This is a genomic window from Streptomyces sp. NPDC002306, assembly GCF_053593435.1.
On record NZ_JBSFCK010000042.1, the window covers coordinates 23,108 to 44,757 of the forward strand.

20 protein-coding genes are annotated in these 21,650 nt (G+C 70.7%); 11 read left to right on the forward strand and 9 right to left on the reverse strand.

All coding sequences use genetic code 11. The features are described from left to right. The first annotated feature begins 84 nt into the window (after positions 1-84). A complete protein-coding gene (pyk, locus tag ACWCQK_RS36485; RefSeq protein ID WP_451162615.1) occupies positions 85-1,512 on the forward strand; it encodes a pyruvate kinase in 1,428 nt (475 codons plus the stop codon). 91 nt (positions 1,513-1,603) lie between these two features. Here pyk and ACWCQK_RS36490 read toward each other — a convergent pair whose 3' ends face one another. The 4 genes from ACWCQK_RS36490 to ACWCQK_RS36505 all read right to left on the reverse strand — a co-directional run bounded on the left by ACWCQK_RS36490 (position 1,604) and on the right by ACWCQK_RS36505 (position 5,971). After that, the gene (locus tag ACWCQK_RS36490; RefSeq protein WP_451162617.1) at positions 1,604-2,935 is read right to left on the reverse strand and encodes a hypothetical protein; all 1,332 of its coding nucleotides are present in this window, start codon (positions 2,933-2,935) and stop codon (positions 1,604-1,606) included. After that, a complete protein-coding gene (locus ACWCQK_RS36495; protein WP_451162619.1) occupies positions 2,925-3,536 on the reverse strand; it encodes a DUF6114 domain-containing protein in 612 nt (203 codons plus the stop codon). Before ACWCQK_RS36495 ends, ACWCQK_RS36490 begins: the two co-directional genes overlap by 11 nt. Before the next feature lie 130 nt (positions 3,537-3,666). Then, positions 3,667-4,329 (reverse strand): DUF6230 family protein, encoded by a 663-nt coding sequence (locus ACWCQK_RS36500; RefSeq protein WP_451162621.1) that lies wholly within the window; start codon positions 4,327-4,329, stop codon positions 3,667-3,669. Between the two features lie 670 nt (positions 4,330-4,999). Further along, entirely contained in the window at positions 5,000-5,971 is a 972-nt protein-coding gene (locus ACWCQK_RS36505) for a tetratricopeptide repeat protein (RefSeq protein ID WP_451162623.1), read from the reverse strand. A 233-nt stretch (positions 5,972-6,204) separates the two neighbouring features. Here ACWCQK_RS36505 and ACWCQK_RS36510 point away from each other — a divergent pair, with 233 nt between their 5' ends. After that, positions 6,205-6,825 (forward strand): TetR/AcrR family transcriptional regulator, encoded by a 621-nt coding sequence (locus ACWCQK_RS36510; RefSeq protein ID WP_451162625.1) that lies wholly within the window; start codon positions 6,205-6,207, stop codon positions 6,823-6,825. Between the two features lie 536 nt (positions 6,826-7,361). Continuing rightward, on the forward strand, positions 7,362-8,537 hold the full coding sequence (locus ACWCQK_RS36515) for a DUF3103 family protein (protein ID WP_451162627.1): 1,176 nt from the start codon (positions 7,362-7,364) through the stop codon (positions 8,535-8,537). A gap of 168 nt (positions 8,538-8,705) precedes the next feature. Here the strand turns inward: ACWCQK_RS36515 and ACWCQK_RS36520 are convergent, their stop codons facing one another. The 4 genes from ACWCQK_RS36520 to ACWCQK_RS36535 all read right to left on the reverse strand — a co-directional run bounded on the left by ACWCQK_RS36520 (position 8,706) and on the right by ACWCQK_RS36535 (position 13,061). After that, the gene (locus ACWCQK_RS36520; protein WP_451162629.1) at positions 8,706-10,406 is read right to left on the reverse strand and encodes an acyl-CoA mutase large subunit family protein; all 1,701 of its coding nucleotides are present in this window, start codon (positions 10,404-10,406) and stop codon (positions 8,706-8,708) included. Positions 10,407-10,482: 76 nt separating this feature from the next. Beyond that, a complete protein-coding gene (locus ACWCQK_RS36525) occupies positions 10,483-10,821 on the reverse strand; it encodes a DUF3817 domain-containing protein (protein ID WP_451162631.1) in 339 nt (112 codons plus the stop codon). A 263-nt stretch (positions 10,822-11,084) separates the two neighbouring features. Beyond that, entirely contained in the window at positions 11,085-11,594 is a 510-nt protein-coding gene (locus tag ACWCQK_RS36530; protein WP_451162633.1) for a MarR family winged helix-turn-helix transcriptional regulator, read from the reverse strand. A gap of 33 nt (positions 11,595-11,627) precedes the next feature. Further along, entirely contained in the window at positions 11,628-13,061 is a 1,434-nt protein-coding gene (locus ACWCQK_RS36535) for an MFS transporter (protein WP_451162635.1), read from the reverse strand. 103 nt (positions 13,062-13,164) lie between these two features. Here ACWCQK_RS36535 and ACWCQK_RS36540 point away from each other — a divergent pair, with 103 nt between their 5' ends. After that, complete coding sequence (locus ACWCQK_RS36540; protein WP_451162637.1) at positions 13,165-14,145, forward strand: DUF5937 family protein; 981 nt, start codon at positions 13,165-13,167, stop codon at positions 14,143-14,145. Positions 14,146-14,194: 49 nt separating this feature from the next. Here ACWCQK_RS36540 and ACWCQK_RS36545 read toward each other — a convergent pair whose 3' ends face one another. Then, complete coding sequence (locus ACWCQK_RS36545) at positions 14,195-15,865, reverse strand: FAD-dependent oxidoreductase (RefSeq protein ID WP_451162639.1); 1,671 nt, start codon at positions 15,863-15,865, stop codon at positions 14,195-14,197. Positions 15,866-16,156: 291 nt separating this feature from the next. Between ACWCQK_RS36545 and ACWCQK_RS36550 the strand changes: the two genes are divergently transcribed. The 7 genes from ACWCQK_RS36550 to ACWCQK_RS36580 all read left to right on the forward strand — a co-directional run bounded on the left by ACWCQK_RS36550 (position 16,157) and on the right by ACWCQK_RS36580 (position 21,528). Next, on the forward strand, positions 16,157-17,299 hold the full coding sequence (locus tag ACWCQK_RS36550; protein ID WP_451162641.1) for a SchA/CurD-like domain-containing protein: 1,143 nt from the start codon (positions 16,157-16,159) through the stop codon (positions 17,297-17,299). 72 nt (positions 17,300-17,371) lie between these two features. Beyond that, positions 17,372-17,815, forward strand: a complete 444-nt coding sequence (locus ACWCQK_RS36555) for a cupin domain-containing protein (RefSeq protein ID WP_451162643.1) — start codon at positions 17,372-17,374, stop codon at positions 17,813-17,815. Next, positions 17,812-19,080, forward strand: a complete 1,269-nt coding sequence (locus ACWCQK_RS36560; RefSeq protein WP_451162645.1) for a beta-ketoacyl-[acyl-carrier-protein] synthase family protein — start codon at positions 17,812-17,814, stop codon at positions 19,078-19,080. The genes ACWCQK_RS36555 and ACWCQK_RS36560 overlap by 4 nt, the downstream gene beginning before the upstream one ends. Beyond that, on the forward strand, positions 19,077-20,324 hold the full coding sequence (locus ACWCQK_RS36565; protein WP_451162647.1) for a ketosynthase chain-length factor: 1,248 nt from the start codon (positions 19,077-19,079) through the stop codon (positions 20,322-20,324). Before ACWCQK_RS36560 ends, ACWCQK_RS36565 begins: the two co-directional genes overlap by 4 nt. Positions 20,325-20,340: 16 nt before the next feature. Then, positions 20,341-20,598: an acyl carrier protein gene (locus ACWCQK_RS36570; protein ID WP_451162649.1), complete on the forward strand. Its 258-nt coding sequence runs from the start codon at positions 20,341-20,343 to the stop codon at positions 20,596-20,598. A gap of 2 nt (positions 20,599-20,600) precedes the next feature. Further along, the gene (locus ACWCQK_RS36575; protein WP_451162651.1) at positions 20,601-21,080 is read left to right on the forward strand and encodes an SRPBCC family protein; all 480 of its coding nucleotides are present in this window, start codon (positions 20,601-20,603) and stop codon (positions 21,078-21,080) included. Between the two features lie 118 nt (positions 21,081-21,198). After that, on the forward strand, positions 21,199-21,528 hold the full coding sequence (locus ACWCQK_RS36580) for a TcmI family type II polyketide cyclase (RefSeq protein WP_451162653.1): 330 nt from the start codon (positions 21,199-21,201) through the stop codon (positions 21,526-21,528). The last annotated feature ends 122 nt before the right edge of the window (positions 21,529-21,650 follow it).

Consider the following 21,650-nt stretch of genomic DNA (forward strand, 5'->3'; position numbering starts at 1 on the left):
AATACGCCTGAGCGCCGACGCGCCCATTTGCTCCTTCCGCCAGACGGAATATTCCGGAGCGAAACAAACCGATAGGATCGCCCCATGCGCCGTTCGAAAATCGTCTGTACTCTCGGCCCCGCGGTCGACTCCCACGAGATGCTGGTCGCTCTGATCGAGGCCGGCATGAATGTGGCCCGGTTCAATTTCAGCCATGGCACCCACGCCGAGCACCAGGCGCGGTACGACCGCGTCCGGGCCGCCGCCAAGGAGACCGGCCGGGCCATCGGTGTGCTCGCCGACCTCCAGGGCCCGAAGATCCGTCTGGAGACCTTCGCCGAGGGTCCGGTGGAGCTGGAGCGCGGTGACGAGTTCGTCATCACCACCGAGGACGTGCCGGGCGACAAGCACATCTGCGGAACGACGTACAAGGGCCTGCCGGGCGACGTCTCGCGCGGCGACCAGGTCCTGATCAACGACGGCAACGTCGAGCTGAAGGTGCTGGACGTCGAGGGCCCGCGGGTGAGGACGATCGTCATCGAGGGCGGCGTCGTCTCCGACCACAAGGGCATCAACCTGCCCGGCGCGGCCGTGAACGTGCCCGCGCTGAGCGAGAAGGACATCGACGACCTGCGCTTCGCCCTCCGCATGGGCTGCGACATGGTCGCGCTGTCCTTCGTCCGGGACGCCAAGGACGTCTCCGACGTCCACAAGGTGATGGACGACGAGGGACGCCGGGTCCCGGTCATCGCCAAGGTGGAGAAGCCGCAGGCGGTCGAGAACATGGAGGACGTCGTGGCGGCGTTCGACGCCGTCATGGTCGCCCGTGGCGACCTGGCCGTCGAGTACCCGCTCGAGAAGGTCCCCATGGTGCAGAAGCGCCTGATCGAGCTGTGCCGGCGCAACGCCAAGCCGGTGATCGTGGCGACCCAGATGATGGAGTCGATGATCACCAACTCCCGCCCGACCCGCGCCGAGGCCTCCGACGTCGCCAACGCGATCCTGGACGGCGCGGACGCGGTCATGCTCTCGGCGGAGTCGTCGGTGGGCGCGTATCCGATCGAGACCGTCAAGACGATGTCGAAGATCGTCAAGGCGGCCGAGGAGGAACTCCTCGCCAAGGGCCTTCAGCCCCTGGTCCCCGGCAAGAAGCCGCGTACGCAGGGTGGTTCGGTCGCCCGTGCCGCCTGCGAGATCGCCGACTTCCTCGGCGGCAAGGGCCTGGTGGCCTTCACCAAGTCCGGCGACACCGCCCGCCGTCTCTCCCGCTACCGCGCGGCCCAGCCGATCCTCGCCTTCACCACCGACGAGGGCACCCGCAACCAGCTGGCGCTGAGCTGGGGCGTCGAGTCGCACGTCGTGCCGTTCGTGAACAGCACCGACGAGATGGTCGACCTGGTCGACCAGGAGCTCATCAAGCTCAACCGCTTCGACTCGGGCGACATCGTGGTCATGACGGCCGGCTCCCCGCCCGGTGTCCCCGGCACCACGAACATGGTCCGCGTCCACCACCTGGGCGAGAGCGGCAAGTAGACAGGACCGCCGACACGGCACTGAGGGCGCCCCCTGGTGACAGGGGGCGCCCTCAGCTGTGCGGCTCCCGGACGGGCTCTGTGGGGGACGGTCAGTCGGTGATGAACTGGTGCATCCCCGGGATGGTCAGCGTGCCGCCGAACTGGCCTGCCTGCTGGACCTTCACGTTGGTGAAGTAGATCAGCGGGATGTTCAGCGGCGGCGGGCTCTTCGGGCTGAACGTGATCGGGATCAGACCGAACAGGTTGCCCGAGATGCTCTCGGTGTACATGACCGTGTCGCCACCGGTGATCGTGGACTCGGTGCCCTTGCCCGCCTGGACGTGGTACGTCTTGCCGGCCTGCTTGTCCTGCACGGTCTGGTGCAGGTCGACGATGTTCGTCCCCTTGGAGATGACGTACTTCAGGACCTCTTTGACCGTGCCGTTGGCGGTCCTGACCTTGACGACGCCCTTGTAGTCGGCGCCCGTCAGGGTCAGCGCGCTGGCGTTCAGGAACCAGGGGTCGTCGGGCAGCGCGATCTTGTTGTCGACTCCGCCTTCCGCGTCCGTGGCGGCCGGGCAGTCGTCGGGGTCCGTGGTGGAGCTCGCGGAGGGGCTCGGCGACGCGGTGGCGTCCTCCGCCGCCTCGGACGCCTCGTCGGTGACGTCCTTCACGGTGTCGTCCACCGTGTCGGTGGCGTCCTTCACGGTGTCGTCCACCGTGTCGGTGACCTTCTTGGTCGTGTCCTTGACGGTGTCCGACACGTTCTTGTCCGTGGTGGACGTGTCCTTGCCGTCACTCGCCGCGGCCGACGAGGCGGAAGCGGACGGCGTGGGCGTGGCGCTCGCGCTCTCCGTGCCGCCGCGGCCACCGGTGAGGACGTCCCCGAGGGCGTCCCCGATGGTGTCCAGCAGGTTGCCGCTGGACGCGGACGCGGAGGGCGAGGGCGTCGCCGTACCCGTGTCGCCGCCGGACCCGGACGAGCCGCCCGTGGCGGACGTCTGGGACGGGGTGGGCTCGGTCTCGTCGTCGGAACCTGAATCCGGCGAAGAGGGCTTGCCCGCCGTGCCCGAGGACGTGCCGTCCTCGTCCTTGGCGTCGTCCTTCGTGGCGTCGGAGGACTCACTGGCGCTCGCCGACGCGGAGGGCGACGGTGACGCGGACGCCGAGGCCTCCGTGGAGTCCGCCATGGCCGCGACGCAGTCCTTGTACTCCTCGGCCGTCAGGCTCTTGGACGCCGGCTTGTCGTCGGCGCGGGCGAGCGTCGGCGTGAACCCCATCCCCATGAGGACCGCGGTCGGCATCGCCGCCAGGGCTATCGCCTTGCCCGCCGGCACATGGAACCTGGTGAACAGCGGCTTCTTGGGCGCCGCGTGGCGCGGCCCGGTTCTCACAAGCGACGCGTCCGCGTCCGTCCTGTGAGCCACCTCGTCAGCCGACACTGTGCCTCCCGTTCGCCCCGTTGGCCGGGATCGTTGCTGACAGATCGTTCGTGTCGCCCACTGCGTCGGTCTCCTTGGTGAACACCGGGCCCCGGTCCTGCGGGGCCTCGGGGGCACCTTCCGCGGGAGTACCGCCGCCGGTCACCGCGCTCTCGGGGGAGTCGTCCGTCCCGGCACCGCTCTCCTTCGCCGGCTCCGCCTCGGGCGGCGCGCCGGGAACCCATGCCACGGCCATCGCGCCGCCGATGAGGGCGAACAGGAAGCCGACGATGAAGCCGCCGAAGTTGGACACCGGAAGGGACACCAGGCCCAGCAGGATCGCCGCGACACCCGCGAAGATCTGTATGTGCTTCTGGAACCACAGGCTGACGCCCAGCACGACGAGCAGCACGCCGATGATCAGCGACCCGGCGCCGGCCGTGGTGGACATCGCCAGGGTCAGATGACCGATCTGCAGGTGCGCGTACGGGAAGTACATGATCGGAAAGCCACCGATCATGACGAACAGACCGGCCCAGAACGGGCGAGTTCCGCGCCACGCACGGAACTGCAGCCTCCGGCGAGTGAACTGGCCAGGTGCGGCAGGAGTCTCGGCGCTCATGGAAAACAGCTCCCTGGTGCGGCGTTGCTGTGGTGAGAGTGATGGTGCGATGAGGGGTGTGGGGTGTTGCGAAGTCGAGCGGGGTGGCAGGCGGGGGCGCCTCGCGGCTCCCCCGCCCGTCACCGGGTGCTTAGTAGCACTCGTTGGACCCCTGGGACAGCTTCATGCTGAGGCCGGGGAGGGTGAAGGTTCCGGCGGTGGTGGCCCACGCCGTCTGCTCCACGCCGTACAGGTCCGCCTCGGTCGCCTGCTGGGCGAAGCCGAAGGGGTTGGCCTGCTCCTTGCCGCCCTTCATGCCCGGGCCCTTGCCGTCCTTGTTCGGACCGGTGTCACCCGCGGCCACACCGATGTCGATACCGGTGAACACGGCCTTCTTGGCGCCGAGCTCCTCGACGTCGATGTACAGGTTCTTGGCCGAAACGTGCTGTTCCTCTTTGTCGCCCTTGCCCGCCGTCAGCGTCAGGGTGACAGACCCGAGGATCGGGATGTTCGGCGTGACGACCGACTGGCACATCTCTTCGATGGTGGCCGTGCTGAACGACGACACCGCGACCGGGTGAATGGTCTGCTTGCCGGCGAGCGTGTAGCCGTTGTCGATGGCGCCGTACTGCGCGAAGCCCTTGCCGTGCAGCTCCTTCGCCGTCACCTTGAACGACTGACCCGACACGCTGAACGACGCGGCGAGCGCACCCTGCGCGAGGGCGATGCCTATACACGCCGTGGCGGCGACGCTGGGCACCATGACCACAGCGAACCGCTTCCATCTGGTCCCGCCACGCACCTGGGACTCCATATTTCCTCCTTCTCGGACGTACATCGCCTGCCCTCCCGGCTCGCCCCTAGTCGGCGGCTCGGCCGGGCAGCGATGGGAGAAGTGCTACGTCCTCGGGAAGGAGAGCGCCTGTATCCGGTGGCGCGAACCGCGCCCGGAATCACCGGCGATCACCCCCGAGCGACAACCACTGGTCGCGCCTGACGCACATCACGCACAACCCTGCCGGACAGGCTTCGCCCTCGGGCGAAGACCCCCCTGTCCGAGAGCCGACTCACTGTCGTCGACTCTGCTCGGTGGGGACCCACAGTCTCCCGTCGGCCCGACCGGATGTCGGGTACGGGAATGGACCGAGCGTCGCCGATCGTGGTGCATTCTCGCCGCCCGCACAAGGGGGTTCGTTACTGGCTAGTAACGGGCCGATAACCGAAGCGCGACCCAGAGGTCTCGATCCGCGACGCTGGGTGGCTCCCAAGGGGGGTGCAAAGTGGTTGATGGCCGGACAGAACCCGACAGAAGAACGCCCTGGACTTACTCGCAGTAACAGCGGCCGCGATTACCAAGATTTGGTAAAGCGCGGCCGCAGTGACGAGTCGTCGGCAGATCTTTCACTCCGGCACCACACGCCGTCGTGTTTAGCGACAGGTCAGAACGGGGCTCGTGCCCCGTCCGCCACCGGCCGCCGTCCGGCTCAGAACAGCGCGCGTGCCAGCGCCCGCCGGGCCGCCGCGACCCGTGGGTCGTCGGCCCCGACGACCTCGAAGAGCTCCAGCAGCCGCAGCCGTACGGCGTCCCGGTCCTCCCCCGCCGTGCGCTGCACGGTCTCGATCAGCCGACCGAACGCGTCCTCGACATGCCCGCCGACGAGATCCAGGTCGGCGGCGGCGATCTGCGCCCGCACGTCCTTCGGCCGGTCGGCCGCGTCCTTGCGCGCCTGCTGCGGGTCGAGGTCCTGCACCCGCTGGAGCAACTCGGCCTGGGCGAGCCCGAGCTTGGCCTCCATGTTGCCCGGGTCGTCGTTCAGGACGTTCTTGTACGCCTGGACCGCCCCTCCCAGGTCACCGGCGTCCAGCGCCCGCACGGCCGCTTCGAGGAGCGCGTCGTAGGGCCCCTCCGGCATCTCGGGGACCGGCCGCTCGCCCGGCTCGGCGTCCGGGTCGACGCTCAGGCCGGTCAGGCCGAAGCGCTGCTCGGCGACCTGGACCAGCTGGTCGAGGGTCTGCCGGATCTGCTCCTCGCCGGCCGCACCCTGGAAGAGCGGCAGCGCCTGCCCCGCCACGACGGCGAAGACGGCCGGGATCCCCTGGATCCCGAACTGCTGCATCAGCATCTGGTTGGCGTCGACGTCGATCTTGGCGAGCAGGAAGCGCCCGTCGTACTCGACGGCGAGCCGTTCGAGGACGGGGCTCAGCTGCTTGCAGGGCTGACACCACTCGGCCCAGAAGTCGATGACGACCGGCACCTCGGCGGAGCGCTGGAGGACTTCGCTTTCGAAGGAGGCCTCGTCGACGTCGATGACGAGATCGGCCGGGGATACGGCCCCCACCCCGCCCTGGCGGGCCGTTTCGGCGCGCGTCTGCTCGGCCTTGGCCTTGGCCTCCTGGGCCGCCTTCACCGCGGCGAGGTCGACGACGCCGCTCATGGACATGTTCCGTGGCTGCATGCGTCTATCCTCCCCCGTTCCCGCGCGTGAGTGAAAAGCGATGTGAAAGCCCGGCCCGGCTGTGTGCTGTTCGGCGCCGGGTCCCCACCCCACGCCATGTGGTCGTCGCCCGCGCTGGTCCGGCACGAGCTTTCGCTACGACTCGTAGCGTAACGGCATCGGGCGGTTCCGGTACACCACTCCTTGGTGATCTCCCTCACGGCGTCCCGGGAACGGCCGGTTATGGTCGTGGGATGCAGAGCCGCACCCCAGCCGCCCGTACCGGCCGCCCGCGCAGCGCCGCCGCGGACACCGCGATCCTGGCCGCCACCCGGGAGGCGCTGGTCGAACTGGGCTGGTCCAAGCTCACGTTGGGAGACGTGGCGACGCGCGCCGGGGTTGCGAAAACGACGATCTACCGTCGCTGGGCCGGCAAGTACGAACTCGTCGTCGACGCGGTCGCCGAGCTCTTCGACGAACTGGAGCTGCCCGACCGGGGCAGCCTGGCCGCCGACATCGAGGGCGTGGTGCTCCAGTTCGCCGCGATCCTGGCCCGGCCCGAGGCCAAGAGCGGGCTGATGGCGGCGGTCGCGGAATCGACGAAGGACGACGCGCTGCGGGAACGCATCCGCTCCTCCGTCGTCGACCGCCAGAAGCGTCTCGTGCTGGCCGGCCGCGCCCGCGCCCAGGCGCGCGGCGAACTGCCCCCCGAGACGGACCCGGAGGAGGCGGCCCGCACGGTCGACCTCATCTTCGACATGGTGGCGGGCGCCGTGGTGCACCGCACGCTGGTGAGCGCGGAACCGGTGGACCGGGAATGGGCGGCCTCCTTCGCCCGGGTCCTGCTCCTGGGGCTGGCGGGCGCTTCGGCGTGACACGGGCGGCGTTCGCGCCCGTTCCGGATCCGCGCAGCAAGACGGACGACGTTCCCGTCCTTTCCGGATCCACACAGGAAGGCGCACGGCGTTCGCGACAGGAAGGCGCACGGCGTTCGCGTCCGTTTCGGATCCCCGGCGGAAGACGAGCCGCGTTCCCGTCCGTTCCGGATCCACGCACGAAGACAGGCCGCGTTCGCGCCCGTTCCGGATCCGCCGGCGAAGGCGGGCGACCGCGCGCGACGGACACAGGCCTGGACCGGACCCTTCGTTCCGTCGCCGTTCCGCCGCGTTCCATCGCGTTCCGCCGCGGTCCATCGTGTTCCATCTTCGACTCGCTCAACAGGCTTGGTACGTAAGGAAGTTGAGGCGCTGTCAGCTTTCGATCTTCCTCGTCCGGAGGTCTTGCGCACATGGCATGGCCAGGTCACTATGTGCTGCGGAATCTACCCGCATAGATGTAGTTCCAGATTCATCTGTCCCACCCGGCACCATCCCCTGACAGTGCGTCACTCGCATCCGGAGGATCGATCCCCGTGAGACCTCGTCGCACCCCCCGACGTGTCACACTCGCCGCCACAGCGGCCACCCTGCTCGCCCTCGCCGCGGCCCAGACCCTGGCCGTGGCCCCCTCGGCCGGCGCGGCCCCCGCCGCCACCCGGTCGGTTCCCACCCACTCCGGCACCGCCGAAGCGGTCACCGGCGCCCAGGACCGGGCCGCGCGGGCCATAGCCCGCTCGCTCGGCGACAACGCCTGGCGTACTCGACTGCAGTCGGCCGCCCTGACGTCGGACGACGTGGCCGTCACCGCGCTGGCCGGCCGGGCGAACCCCGGCCTGAGGTCCACGCTGGCCGCCGCCGACCACACGATCGCCGCCGCCAAGGGCCTGGACGGCAAGGTCGGCCCGCTGCTCCGGCTGCGCCTCGGCGACGGCTCCATGCGCGCCGCCCTGACCGCCGGCACCACCCCCTGGGTCGCCGCGGCCACCTCGGACGACGCCACGAAGACGGTCACCGCCTACGACAGCCAGGGTCACGCCCACGCCCTGGACGCCGGCAAGGCGCCCGCCCACCCGGTGTACGTCGTCGACATCGACAGCTCCAGGGCGCTGGCGGCCGGCATGGACGTCCTGCGCCAGGAACTGGTGAAGGACGGGGTGCCCTCCACCCTCCCCGGTGCCGCGACCACCAAGTCCGCCGACCGGACCGCCGCGGCCGCCGGCGGCTTCTGGACCACGAAGATCAACGCCGTCGAGCTCTCGGACGACGAGGAGCCCTGGGTCAAGGGCGACGCCGAGATCTACACCCTGGTCACCGGCTTCGGCCAGGACGGCAAGGCCCGCGTCGACCCCGTGGACATGCCGTACCTGGACAACGACGGCACGGTCTACCGGCCCAACCAGATCCTCGTGAACTGGTCGAACTACAAGTACAACCTGGCCGACGCGGTGATGATGGAGGAGGACGGCAGCACCAACTACCACGACCTCGCCGTCGCCATCGCGACCGTCCTGCTCACCATCGCCGACCAGGGCACCTACATCCCGCTGGTCAACGCGGTCCTGAACGCCATCCCGGCCGACTGGTGGACCGACGACCCGGACTACGTCGACTCCTGGTACACCCTGGCGCAGAACAACAACGGCACCTACTACGGCGCCCGGGGCAACGGCTGGATGACCGTGCAGCCCTACTTCGTACAGGAGTTCTAGGGCGAGTACCACTCGTTCGGAGCAGTGAAGAAGTGAGGTGAGGGCCGGTCGGGAACGGACATCCGTTCCCGACCGGCCCTCACCGGTGTGACGACGCGGTCATGTCGCTACGGAGGCGACGGAGCCGACATGGCGACTCGGTGGCCCGGCACCTCGGTGGCCCGGCGGTCAGAAGCCGGCGGGCTCCGTGTACACCCCCCACTCGTCCCGCAGCACCCCGCAGATCTCCCCGAGGGTCGCCTCCGCCCGTACCGCCTCCAGCATCGGGGTGATCATGTTCGAGCCGTCGCGGGCGGCGGCGAGCATCGCGTCCAGCGCCGAGCGCACGGCCGCGTCGTCGCGTGCCGTCCTGCGGTCGCCGAGCTCCCGCACCTGCTCCCGCTCCACCTCGTGGCTGACCCGCAGGATCTCCAGGTCGCCGGTCACGGAGCCGGTGTGGACGTTCACGCCGACGACCCGCTTCTCGCCCTTCTCCAGGGACTGCTGGTAGCGGAACGCCGCCTCCGCGATCTCCCCGGTGAACCAGCCGTCCTCGATGCCCCGCAGGATTCCGGAGGTGATCGGACCGATCGGGTGCTGTCCGTCGGGGTGCGCCCGCAGGCCCCGCTCCCGGATCTGCTCGAAGATCCTCTCGGCGTCGGCCTCGATCCGGTCGGTGAGCTGCTCCACGTACCAGGAACCGCCGAGCGGGTCGGCGACGTTGCCGACGCCCGTCTCCTCCATCAGCACCTGCTGGGTGCGCAGCGCGATCTCCGCCGCCTGCTCGCTGGGCAGGGCGAGGGTCTCGTCGAGGGCGTTGGTGTGCAGCGAGTTGGTGCCGCCGAGCACCGCGGCCAGCGCCTCCACCGCGGTGCGCACCACGTTGTTGTACGGCTGCTGCGCGGTCAGCGACACCCCGGCGGTCTGGGTGTGGAAGCGCAGCCACTGCGCCTTGTCGGACTGCGCGCCGTACACGTCCCGCATCCAGCGCGCCCAGATCCGGCGTGCCGCGCGGAACTTGGCGATCTCCTCGAAGAAGTCGAGGTGCGCGTCGAAGAAGAAGGACAGGCCGGGGGCGAAGACGTCCACGTCGAGTCCGCGGCTCAGGCCGAGCTCCACGTATCCGAAGCCGTCGGCCAGCGTGTACGCCAGCTCCTGCGCGGCCGTGGAGCCGGCCTCGCGGATGTGGTAGCCGGAGACGGACAGCGGCTTGTAGGCGGGGATGCCGGCCGCGCAGTGCTCCATCAGGTCACCGATGAGGCGCAGGTGCGGTTCGGGCTGGAAGAGCCATTCCTTTTGGGCGATGTACTCCTTGAAGATGTCGGTCTGGAGCGTGCCGTTGAGGACGGCCGGGTCGACGCCCTGCCGCTCGGCCGCGACCAGGTACATGCAGAAGACCGGGACGGCCGGGCCGCTGATCGTCATCGACGTCGTCACGTCACCCAGCGGGATGTCCTTGAACAGGACCTCCATGTCGGCCGCGGAGTCGATGGCGACCCCGCAGTGCCCGACCTCGCCCAGCGAGCGCGGGTCGTCGGAGTCGCGGCCCATCAGGGTCGGCATGTCGAAGGCGACGGAGAGCCCGCCCCCGCCGTTGGCGAGGATCATCTTGTAGCGCTCGTTCGTCTGCTCGGCGTTGCCGAACCCGGCGAACTGCCGGATGGTCCAGGTCCGGCCCCGGTAGCCGGTCGGGTGGAGACCGCGGGTGTACGGGTACTCCCCCGGCCAGCCGATCCGCTCGAAGCCCTCGTAGTGGTCCCCTGGCCGGGGCCCGTACACCGGCTCCACGGGATCGCCGGAGAGCGTGGTGAAGTCTGCCTCGCGCTTGCGGGCGGCGTCGTAACGGGCCTGCCAGCGTCGGCGGCCCTCCTCGATGGCGTCTGCGTCCATACCCTTGAATTTACTAGGACGTCCTAGTAAATGTCGATGGCTGACCGCCGTACGGACACCCGTACGGCGGTACTCGTTACGCCTTGGCCACCGCGGGCGAGCCGTCCACGATCTTCGAGTCCAGCTCACGACTGATCCGCCGCTCCACGAAGAAGGCGGCCGTCGGGATGGTCCCGGCGAGCAGCACCCACATCTGCTTGGCGACCGGCCACTTGGCCTTGGAGCCGAGATCGAAGGCGAAGACCAGGTAGACGACGTACAGCCAGCCGTGCGCGATGGCGACGACGCGGGTGAAGTCGGCGGCGCCGTCGATGTCCAGCCCGTACTTCGCGATCATGCTCAGGCACAGCAGGACCAGCAGCACACCGGTGACGTAGGCCAGGACGCGGTAGCGGGTCAGCACGCTTTTCTTCATGCGGACGAGCGTAACCGTCCGTTCCCAGAGATCTTGTCCGGGGCCGTCGCACCCCGGACGCCGCATCCCGGACGCCACGCGTCGGGCCACCGCCCCGGCCAGGGCGCGCCGGGCCACCGCTCGCCGGACGCCCGCTCGCCGGGCTGTCATCACCGGTACGGAGGACCGACCCGTACGGAGGACCAGCCATACGGAGGACCGACCCGTAGGGAGAACGGACCCGTACGAAGTACCCGATCTCACGGCCCACCGGCCCGTACGGACTACCGCTCGTCGAAGTCGTGCGCGGCGACCCGCAGCGGCCGGAGCATCGCGAAGATCTCCGCGCACTCCTCGGAGTCGTACGCGCCGAGCCCGAACTCCATCGCCATCAGGTCGTGGGTGGCCGCCTCGACCACCTCGCGGCCCTTGTCGGTGATGGACGCGAGGGTGCCGCGGCCGTCCTTGGGGTTGGGGCGCTTGTCGACCAGACCGGAGCGGACCAGCCGGTCCACCGTGTTCGTGACCGACGTCGGATGCACCATGAGCCGCTCGCCGATCTTTGACATCGGCAGCTCGCCCGCCTTGGAGAAGTTCAGCAGCACCAGCGCCTCGTAGCGCGCGAACGTCAGCCCGTAGGGCTTGACGACGGCGTCGACCTCGGCGAGCAGGATCTGGTGCGCGCGCATGATCGAGGTGATCGCGGCCATCGAGGGGACGTTTCCCCAGCGCTGCGTCCACAGCTCGTCGGCGCGGGCGATGGGATCGAAGGGAAGGCTGAGCGGCTTCGGCACGTCGTCAGACATTACCCGCCGGTCATATCGCGGTCAGCCCTGTCTCGCCTTTCGGTCGCCGGTGCTCGTACGGCGGGCTCGGACCACGGGCTCGGACGACGGACTGGTACGGCGGGCCTGCACGGCGAGCGTCACGCAGCACACCGTGCCCAGCGCCCCGGCCCCCGCGACGGCCGCCGGCACGCCCACCAGCTCCGCCGCCACGCCGGCCAGCGCCATACCCAGGCCCTGGATGGTCATCAGCCCGGCGGTGAGCAGCGTCATGGTCCGGCCGCGCAGTTCCTCCGGCACCTCCCGGACCAGCCACTGGTCGAGGCCGAGCGTGTACGCCGAGCCCGCCCCCGCCACGAGGAGAAGCAGCAGGGAGACGGCGAGCCCGGGGTGCAGGGCGTAGCCGAGGTAGGGCAGCAGGGTGAGGCAGACCAGCGGGAGCGCGATCCGCTCACGGGTGGCGGGCCGCAGCCGCGCGCCCGCGTACAGCTCCCCGGCGATCGTGCCGACCGGCAGCGCGCACATCAGCAGTCCGAGGCCGGTGGAGCCGGCGCCGAGGCCGTCGGCGTAGGGCGCGGCCAGCGCCTCCGGCGCGACAGAGAACATCGGCGGCACCCAGAACAGCAGGAGCAGGGTGCGGACCCGCCGGTCGGCGAGCACCTGCCGGGCACCCCTGAGGGAGTCCCCCACCAGGGCGCCCGTGCCCCGCGCGCGGGCCGGACGGCGCCGGGTGCCGAACCGCAGCAGGGCGGCCGAGGCGAGGAAGGTGGCCACCGTGACCAGCAGCGCGTGGCGCGGGGAGACCGCGGTGAGCAGCAGGCCGCCGAGCCCGTAGCCGACGAGCAGCGCGCTCTGCGCGACGATCCGCAGCAGGGAGCGGCCGAGGACGAACAGGTCGCCGTCGCCCAGGACGTCGGCGAGGGTGGCCATCCGGGTGCCGGAGAACACCGGGGAGACGACGGCGAGGACGCAGCGCAGTGCCAGCAGTACGGCGATGGGCGCGCCCGGCGTCACCATCAGCGCCACGCATCCCGCGCAGACGAGGTCGCACACCACCAGGACGCGCCGGGCCGGGTGGCGGTCCGCGACCCCGGCGAGCAGGGTGCCGCCGACCAGGTACGGCAGGAACCCCAGCGCGAACGCCAGCGCGCTGAGCAGCGGCGACCCGGTCAGGTCGTAGACCAGGACGGACAACGCGATCTCGCTGACGACCACACCGAGCATCGACAGCAGATGCGCGGCGAAGACGGCCCGGAACTCACGGACCGCGAAGACACGGGCGTAGCCGGTGGGCGAGGGGTCCGTCGGGGACGAGGGGGCTCCCGTGGGCGAGGGAATTCCGGGGGATGCGGGGTTTTCCCGGCTTTCCCGGCTTTTCGAGTGTTCCGGGTGTTCCGGCTGTTCCAAGTGTTCCGGGAGTTCCGGTGGCGTGGCGGGGGCGGGCAGGGTCGTGGTGGGCTCGGGCTCTTCCGGCATGGGGAGCAGCGTGCGGCCGGAGGCCGGGCCCGTCGTAGAGTTTCGGCTGCGGCCGAATCTTCGGCCGGTCCGGAGGGAGATTCCCGGGAAAAGAGGTGGCCTCGTGCCGGTGCGGCTGCGTTTCGGGGAGGACGACTTCCTGCGCTGCCGGTTCGCGCTCTCCCCGCTGTGGGAGACGCAGGAGCTGGTACGCACCCTGAAGCGGCCCGACCGGCAGGGCTACCACGCGCACTGGCTGCGCCGGATCGCCGCGGCGGCCGACGCGCTGGACCTGACCGGGCTGTGGCTGCTGATGCCGCGCCGCGGTCACTCCCCCGACTGGCTGGGCCAGCCGCCCATCGGCCCGGCGGCCGGCTTCGAGGAGGAGATCGCCCGGGTGCGCGCCGCCGATCCCGGGGCGGCCCGCGCGGACACCGCCCGCTCGCTCGCCGACACCCCGGGCGCGCTGGACTCGCCAAGGGGCCGGGCGTGGCTGGCGGACCCGGCCGGCATGATCCGGGAGCTGTCCGACACGCTGGAGGAGGTCTGGCACACCCTCCTCGCCCCCGACTGGCCCCGGCTGCGCGCCCTGCTGGAGGCGGACATCGCCTTCCACTCGCGCCGGCTGGCCGAGGTCGGGCTCGGCGGGCTGCTGCCCGAGATCAACCGGCGGTGCGGCTGGCACGCCGGGACGCTGACCGTCCAGGCGCACGTCGAGTACGAACGGGATCTCGGCGGACAGGGGCTGGTGCTGATGCCGAGCGTGTTCAGCTGGCCGGACGTCATCAGCGGCTTCGACCCGCCCTGGCAGCCGACGCTCGTCTACCCGGCGCGCGGGATCGGCGGCCTGTGGGCCGAGCCCGCCGACCGGCTGCCCGACGCGCTCGTACGGCTGCTGGGACGCGGCCGGGCCGCCGTGCTGACCGCGCTGGACGAGCCGGCCACCACGTCGGCCCTCGCGCACCGGCTGGGTCTCGCGCCGTCGTCGGTGTCCGCGCATCTGACCACCCTGCGCGACACGGGTCTGCTGACCGCGCGACGGTACGGACATCAGGTGCTGTACGAACGGACACCCCTGGGGATCGCTCTCGCCTCGGGAGGCTGAGATCCCTCAGGGGTGCCGTGGGTGACACCGCGTCGCGCGGTGCGCGGACTCAGACCAGGTCGAGCAGCGAGGCCAGGAGGTCGTACAGCGTCGTCTCCGGGTCGGCCACCATGCCCTGCGAGCGCCACGCCACATATCCGTCGGGCCGGACCAGCACCGCGCCCCGCGCCGTCGTGCCGTGCACCTCGGACCAGTCCGTGCCGTCCTGGGGGGCGAGGTCCGCGTGCGGGCCCTTGCCGATGCGGTACGACTCCAGGCGTACGGCGAGACGTTCGGCGACCCGGATCGCCGCCGTGTGCCAGGCGATGTCGTCGGCGCCGCTGAGCAGCACGAGGGAGCTCTCGTACAGATCGAGGGTGGAGGTACGCACGCCGGAGCGCAGGAGCCACATGTGCGGGGCGCGGCTGCCGGGTTCGCCGGTCATCGCCAGCTGCTCGGGCACGACCGGGCCCTCGGCGTCGGTGCCGACCACGGCACCGCGCGGATAGCGGTAGCCCAGGGCCACCTTGAGGACGCCGCCCTGGAGGCCGCCGCCACCACGGCCGCCACCGGCACCGGCACCAGCACCGGCCGCACCGGCGGCGGGGGCGTAGCCCGGGTGGCTGTGCTCCACCGAACGGGCCGCGGCGCGCGCGCTCGTCGCCTGCGCCACGGGCTGCCGCTCGGACTCGTACGACTCCAGCAGGCCGGGGCCGGCCCAGCCGTTGAGGACGGCGGCGAGCTTCCAGGCGAGGTTGTGGGCGTCCTGGATACCGGTGTTGGAGCCGAACGCCCCGGTCGGCGACATCTCGTGGGCGGAGTCGCCGGCGAGGAAGATCCGGCCCTGCGCGTAGCGCTCGGCGACCCGCTGCGCCGCGTGCCACGGCGCCTTTCCGGTGATCTTGACGTCCAGGTCGGGGACGCCGACGGCCCGTCGGATGTGCGCGACGCAGCGCTCCTCGGTGAAGTCCTCCAGCGTCTCGCCGCGCTCGGGGTGCCAGGGGGCGTGGAACACCCACTTCTCCACGTTGTCCACCGGCAGCAGCGCGCCGTCCGCCTCCGGGTCGGTCAGGTAGCAGCAGATGAAGCGCCGGTCGCCGACCGCGTCCGCGAGCTTGAGCGAGTCGAAGGTGACGCTCACGTTGTGGAACAGGTCGCCGGGACCCGTCTGGCCGATGCCCAGGCCCTCGCGGACCGGGCTGCGCGGACCGTCGGCCGCGATGAGGTACTCGGCCCGGACGGTGGTGTGTTCGCCGGTGTCGCGGTTCTTCACGATCGCGGTGACACCCTCGGCGTCCTGCTCGACGGAGAGCATCTCGGTGGAGAACCGGATGTCGCCGCCGAGGTCACGGGCGCACTTCAGGAGCACCGGCTCCAGATCGTTCTGGCTGCACAGGCACCAGCCGCTCGGGCTGAAGCGGGCCAGGCCGCCGCCCGGGTCGATCTCCTTGAACAGCCACTCGCCCTCGCCGCCGGTCAGGGACGGGGCCTGGAGGATGCCGTGGTTGTCCGCCAGGGTCGACGCGGCCTCCCGGATGGGCTGTTCGGCTCCGGCGACCCGGAACAGCTCCATCGTGCGGACGTTGTTGCCTCGCCCGCGCGGGTGCCTCGACGTGCTCGCGTGCTTCTCGACGACCAGATGCGGAACGCCGAGACGGCCCAGGAACAGTGAGGCGGACAGGCCCACGAGGGAGCCCCCCACGACGAGTACGGGTACGTGGTGGTCGACTTCTTCGGTCATCAATGCCTCCAGCAGCGGACCCCGGCTACAGGGCTTCCATGGACCCCCGGCTACAGGGCTTCCATGCCCCGGCGGGAGGGGTTCGTTCGCCCCATTCACCCGACTGGTCACCCGGTATTTCACCCGGTTCGCCCGGGTGGTCACCCACGTGGTTCACGCGACTCGCGCCGTCCCCGAGACCGAACCACGATCGGGGTCCGGGCTGATCGCCGTTCCCGACACCGGGAGCGCCCCGGACCTCACTGAGGAGATGTGTGCTGGATGACAATCTCGGAACGAGTAACGGAACGTGTGTCGGAGCAGGTGCCGGAGCGCGTGTCGGAGCGGGTCTCGCAGTCCGCGTTCGACGGCTCCCGCCTGCGGGTCATCTTGCTGCTGGACCTTCATGACGGTGCCCAGAAGCAGTTCCTGGAGGCCTACGAGCGGATGCGCAACCAAGTGGCCTCCGTCCCCGGCCACATCAGCGACCAGCTGTGCCAGTCGATCGAGAACCCCTCGCAGTGGCTCATCACCAGCGAGTGGGAGAGCGCCCCGCCGTTCCTCGCCTGGGTGAACAGCGAGGAGCACGTCGAGACGGTCCAGCCGCTGCACAGCTGCGTACGTGACACCCGTTCGCTGCGCTTCAGCATCGTGCGCGAGACGGGCAACGTCTCCCCGCCGCTGCCCGAGTCGGAGAAGGGCCACCTCCAGGCGACGGCCCGGCTCGGCGACGGTGTGGTGCGCCACGCCCTCACCTTCACCGTGAAGCCGGGCAGCGAGCGGAAGGTCGCCGAGATCCTCTCCGGCTACGCCTCGCCGCAGGCGCAGGTCGACGAGAACACCCGGCTGCGCCGCACCTCGCTGTTCATGCACGGCAACCGGGTGGTCCGGGCCATCGAGGTGGAGGGCGACCTGATGGCCGCGCTGCGCCACGTGTCCCGCCAGCCCGAGGTCCGGGCGGTCGAGGAGGCCATCAACCCCTACCTGGAGCAGGACCGGGACCTCAGCGATCCGGGTTCGGCCCGGGTCTTCTTCACCCGGGCGGCGCTGCCCGCGGTGCACCACGTGGCGGTCCGTACCGGAGAGCCCGGCGACGTGAAGCGGCACGCGCTGTTCTACCCGGCCAAGCCCGGGTCCGGCATGGCCCTGGCCCGGCTCCTCGCCCGCGAGGACGAGCTGGCGGCCGACGACCCCGCCAACCCGCTGCACGGCAGCACGATCTTCCAGCGCGACGACATCGTCGTCCGTCTGGTGGACGTACGCGGCGACATCGCGCACGACCCCGTGCTGACCCTCGGTCTCAAGGGCGGCCGCAACGGGGCCGTCCTGTCCCGCCTGCTCGACGCCGACGCGCTCGGCGTCGACGGGGCGCCGACGACCGAGAAGGACGTCGTCCGCTTCCTCGAGCGCTCCGACATGCAGCTGGTCACCGACCGCACCACCTCAGGCGTCTGACCGGAGCGTCCGGCCCGGTCCGCGGCCGGACGCGCAGACGCCGTCGGCACACATCAACCGGAGGAAACACACATGACCACGTCCCGCCCACGCATCGTGGACCTGAGCGAGACCGAGCCCAACACCCGACGCGGAGGTGATCTGCGTGCCGTGCTCACGCCCACCGCGGTGGGCGCCAAGAGCGGCTTCATGGGCCTGGCCATCATCGAGCCCGGTGACCGCATCGGGGAGCACTACCACCCGTACTCCGAGGAGTTCGTCTACGTCGTGCAGGGCCGGCTCGAAGTCGACCTGGACGACGAGACCTTCCCCATCAAGGCCGACCAGGGCCTGCTGATCCCGATCAACATGCGGCACCGCTTCCGCAACGTGGGCGACGAGGAGGCTCGGATGGTCTTCCACCTGGGCCCGCTGGCGCCGCGCCCCAAGCTCGGCCACGTCGACACCGAGGTGACCGACGAGACGGAGGGGGCCTGCCGGAGCATGACGCCGGTGCGAGCCGAGGCAGTGTCATGACCCGGCGCGTGGCGGTCACCGGCGTCGGAATCGTGGCCCCCGGTGGCGTGGGCGTACCGGCGTTCTGGGACCTCCTGGCGAACGGCCGCACCGCGACGAGGGGCATCACGCTCTTCGACCCGGCGGGTCTGCGTTCGCGTATCGCGGCGGAGGTCGACTTCGACCCGGCCGCCCACGGAATCGACGCGGCGACGGCCGAACGGGCCGACCGCTATGTCCAGTTCGCCATGGTCGCCGCCCGCGAGGCGGTGCGCGACTCGGGACTCGACCCGGAGAAGGAGGATTCCTGGCGCATGGGGGTGTCCCTGGGCACCGCCGTCGGTGGCACCACGCGCCTCGAGAACGACTATGTCGCGGTCAGTGAGAGCGGCCGGCGGTGGGATGTCGACCACCGCCGGTCCCGCCCCCACCTGCACCGCGCCTTCTCCCCGAGCACCCTTGCCTCCGAGGTCGCCGAACAGTTCGGGGCCCACGGCCCGGTGCAGACCGTCTCCACCGGCTGCACCTCCGGCCTCGACGCGATCGGCTACGCCTTCCACGCAGTGCAGGAGGGCCGGGTCGACGTCTGCATAGCCGGTGCCTCGGACTCGCCGATCTCACCGATCACGATGGCGTGCTTCGACGCCATCAAGGCGACCTCTCCGAACAACGACGACCCGGAGCACGCCTCCCGGCCGTTCGACAGGGACCGCAACGGGTTCGTCATGGGTGAGGGCGGAGCGGTCCTCATCCTGGAGGAGCTCGAACACGCCCGCGCCCGCGGCGCGCACGTGTACTGCGAGGTCGGGGGCTACGCCACCTTCGGCAACGCCTACCACATGACCGGTCTCACCCGGGAGGGCCTGGAAATGGCGCGCGCCATCGACGACGCGCTGGCCCACGCCCAGCTGAACGGCTCCGACATCGGCTACGTCAACGCCCACGGCTCCGGCACGCAGCAGAACGACCGCCACGAGACCGCCGCGGTCAAGCGGTCGCTGGGTGATCACGCGTACCAGACGCCGATGAGCTCCATCAAGTCGATGGTGGGCCACTCCCTGGGTGCCATCGGCGCGATCGAGGTCCTGGCCTGTGTCCTGGCCCTCGTCCACCAGGTCGTGCCGCCGACGGCGAACTACACGAACCCGGACCCCGAGTGCGACCTGGACTACGTGCCGCGCACCGCGCGCAAGGCCAAGCTGCGCAACGTGCTCTCCGTCGGCAGTGGCTTCGGTGGCTTCCAGTCCGCGGTGATCCTGACCCGACCAGATGGGAGGACGCGATGAAGCCGCAGCGTGCTCGGCGCGCCGCCGTCACCGGCATAGGTGTCGTCGCCCCCAACGGGGTGAGTACCGACACCTTCTGGAAGTCCACGCAGGAGGGCGTCAGCGTCCTCGACCGGGTGACCCGCGAGGGGTGCGAACACCTGCCCCTGCGGATCGCCGGCGAGGTCCGCGGGTTCGATCCGGCGGAACTGATCGAGGAGCGGTTCCTCGTCCAGACCGACCGGTTCACCCACTTCGCGATGGCGGCCGCCGACGGCGCCCTGGCGGACGCCCGGCTCGGCCGGGCCGACACCGACCGGGAGCCGTTCGCGGTCGGCGTGGTCACCGCCGCGGGATCCGGCGGTGGTGAGTTCGGGCAGCGGGAACTCCAGCGGCTGTGGGGGAAGGGCCCCCGGTTCGTGGGTCCGTACCAGTCCATCGCCTGGTTCTACGCGGCGAGCACCGGCCAGGTGTCCATCCGCGGCGGGTTCAAGGGACCGTGCGGCGTGGTCGCCAGCGACGAGGCCGGTGGCCTGGACGCCCTGGCGCACGCCGCCCGGGCGGTCCGGCGGGGCACCGACGTGGTCGTGGCCGGTGCCGCCGAGGCGCCGCTGGCGCCGTACTCGGTGGTCTGCCAGCTCGGCTACGAGGACCTCAGCACCAGCGAGGACCCGACCCGCGCCTACCGGCCCTTCACCGCGGAGGCCTGTGGGTTCGTGCCCGCCGAGGGCGGCGCGATGCTCGTCATCGAGGAGGAGACGGTCGCGCGGGAGCGGGACGCGGCGGTCCGGGCGTTCGTCGCCGGGCACGGGGCGACCTTCACCGGCGCGTCCCGCTGGGAGCAGTCCCGGGAGGGGCTGGCCCAGGCGATCCGGGTCGCGCTCGACGAGGCCGGGTGCGCTCCGGAGGAGGTCGACGTGGTGTTCGCGGACGCGTTCGGCTCACCGGCGGCCGACCGTGCCGAGGCGTTGGCGATCGCCGACGTCTTCGGCGCGCACGGCCGGCGGGTGCCGGTGACGGCGCCCAAGACCGGCATCGGCCGGGCGTACTGCGGGGCTCCGGTGCTGGACGTGGCGACGGCGGTGCTGGCCATGGAACACGGCCTCGTACCGCCCACGCCGAACGTCTACGACCCCTGCCACGACCTCGACCTGGTGACGGGGCGTGCGCGTCCCGCCGAACTGCGCACGGCGCTGGTCGTCAGCCGGGGACTCATGGGCTCCAACGCGGCACTCGTGCTGCGGCACGGCGCCCAGGCCCTCTGATGAGAAGGAGAGACAGATGCACAACCAACTGACCGTCCAGGAGCTGGCCGCTCTGATGAAGAAGGCGGCCGGCGTCACCGTCGACGCGCGGGAGCTGGAGGACCGGCTGGACTCCGGCTTCGACGAGTTCGGGCTGGACTCCCTCGGCCTGCTCGGCATCGTGGGTGAGCTGGAGAACAACCACGGCATGATCCTGCCGCCCGACGCGGAGCGGTGCAGGACCCCTCGCGAATTCCTCGACCTCGTCGGCAGCAACGTAGTGGCAGGAGCCTGAACATGGCCGGACACACCGAGAACGAGATCACCATCGCCGCTCCCCTGGACCTCGTCTGGGACATGACCAACGACATCGAGAACTGGCCGCAGCTGTTCAGCGAGTACGCGTCGGTCGAGGTCCTGTCGCGGGAGAACGGCAAGACCACCTTCCGTCTCACCATGCACCCGGACGACAACGGCAAGGTCTGGAGCTGGGTGTCGGAGCGGGAGCCCGACCGGGCCCGGCTCACGGTGCTCGCCCGCCGGGTCGAGACCGGTCCCTTCGCGTACATGAACATCAAGTGGGTGTACTCGGAGACCCCCGAGGGCACGCGGATGCACTGGACGCAGGACTTCGAGATGAAGCCCGACGCGCCCGTCGACGACGCGTGGATGACGGACAACATCAACCGCAACTCCGTCGTCCAGCTCAAGCTCATCCGGGACAAGGTCGAGCAGCGCGCCCGTGAGCGCGCGACCGCCTCCGTCAGCTCCGACTGACCCTTTCGAAACCCACCGAACCCTTCGAATCCGACCGAACCCTTCAAGCCCGTCGGCCCGCGGACCGTCCCTCCGGACGGTCCGCCCGGCTGTCGCCCCCCGAAAGGACGCTCCTCCCATGTACCAGTCCCTGATCGTGGCCCGGATGGCGCCGGGCTCGGCCCCGGACATCGCGAAGGTGTTCGCGGAGTCCGACAGCGGCGAACTGCCGCAGCTCGTCGGTGTGACCCGCCGCACCCTGTTCCAGTTCGACGACGTGTACATGCACCTCGTGCAGGGAGAGCGGCCGCTCGGCCCCGCGATCGCCAAGGTGGTCGACCACCCCTCCTTCCGGGACATCAGCGAGCGGCTCACCGCCTACGTCAGCGCCTACGACCCGGCGACCTGGCGCAGCCCCAAGGACGCGATGGCCCAGGAGTTCTACCGCTGGGACCGCGACGGCTCCTGACGACACCGACGTGACAAGGGCCCGCCCCCGGCGATTGCCGGGGGCGGGGGCCGGGGGCGAGGCGGGGCGGGGGCCCCCCCGCCCCCACACCGCGCGGGGACCCGGGTTGCGGCGGGTTGTGG

Coding starts and splice junctions, on each gene's coding strand:
- pyk (WP_451162615.1), top strand. CDS start 85: ATGCGCCGTTCGAAAATCGTCTGTACTCTCGGCCCCGCGGTCGACTCC.
- ACWCQK_RS36495 (WP_451162619.1), bottom strand. CDS start 3,536: ATGAGCGCCGAGACTCCTGCCGCACCTGGCCAGTTCACTCGCCGGAGG.
- ACWCQK_RS36500 (WP_451162621.1), bottom strand. CDS start 4,329: ATGGAGTCCCAGGTGCGTGGCGGGACCAGATGGAAGCGGTTCGCTGTG.
- ACWCQK_RS36505 (WP_451162623.1), bottom strand. CDS start 5,971: ATGCAGCCACGGAACATGTCCATGAGCGGCGTCGTCGACCTCGCCGCG.
- ACWCQK_RS36510 (WP_451162625.1), top strand. CDS start 6,205: ATGCAGAGCCGCACCCCAGCCGCCCGTACCGGCCGCCCGCGCAGCGCC.
- ACWCQK_RS36520 (WP_451162629.1), bottom strand. CDS start 10,406: ATGGACGCAGACGCCATCGAGGAGGGCCGCCGACGCTGGCAGGCCCGT.
- ACWCQK_RS36525 (WP_451162631.1), bottom strand. CDS start 10,821: ATGAAGAAAAGCGTGCTGACCCGCTACCGCGTCCTGGCCTACGTCACC.
- ACWCQK_RS36535 (WP_451162635.1), bottom strand. CDS start 13,061: ATGCCGGAAGAGCCCGAGCCCACCACGACCCTGCCCGCCCCCGCCACG.
- ACWCQK_RS36545 (WP_451162639.1), bottom strand. CDS start 15,865: ATGACCGAAGAAGTCGACCACCACGTACCCGTACTCGTCGTGGGGGGC.
- ACWCQK_RS36555 (WP_451162643.1), top strand. CDS start 17,372: ATGACCACGTCCCGCCCACGCATCGTGGACCTGAGCGAGACCGAGCCC.
- ACWCQK_RS36560 (WP_451162645.1), top strand. CDS start 17,812: ATGACCCGGCGCGTGGCGGTCACCGGCGTCGGAATCGTGGCCCCCGGT.
- ACWCQK_RS36565 (WP_451162647.1), top strand. CDS start 19,077: ATGAAGCCGCAGCGTGCTCGGCGCGCCGCCGTCACCGGCATAGGTGTC.
- ACWCQK_RS36570 (WP_451162649.1), top strand. CDS start 20,341: ATGCACAACCAACTGACCGTCCAGGAGCTGGCCGCTCTGATGAAGAAG.
- ACWCQK_RS36575 (WP_451162651.1), top strand. CDS start 20,601: ATGGCCGGACACACCGAGAACGAGATCACCATCGCCGCTCCCCTGGAC.
- ACWCQK_RS36580 (WP_451162653.1), top strand. CDS start 21,199: ATGTACCAGTCCCTGATCGTGGCCCGGATGGCGCCGGGCTCGGCCCCG.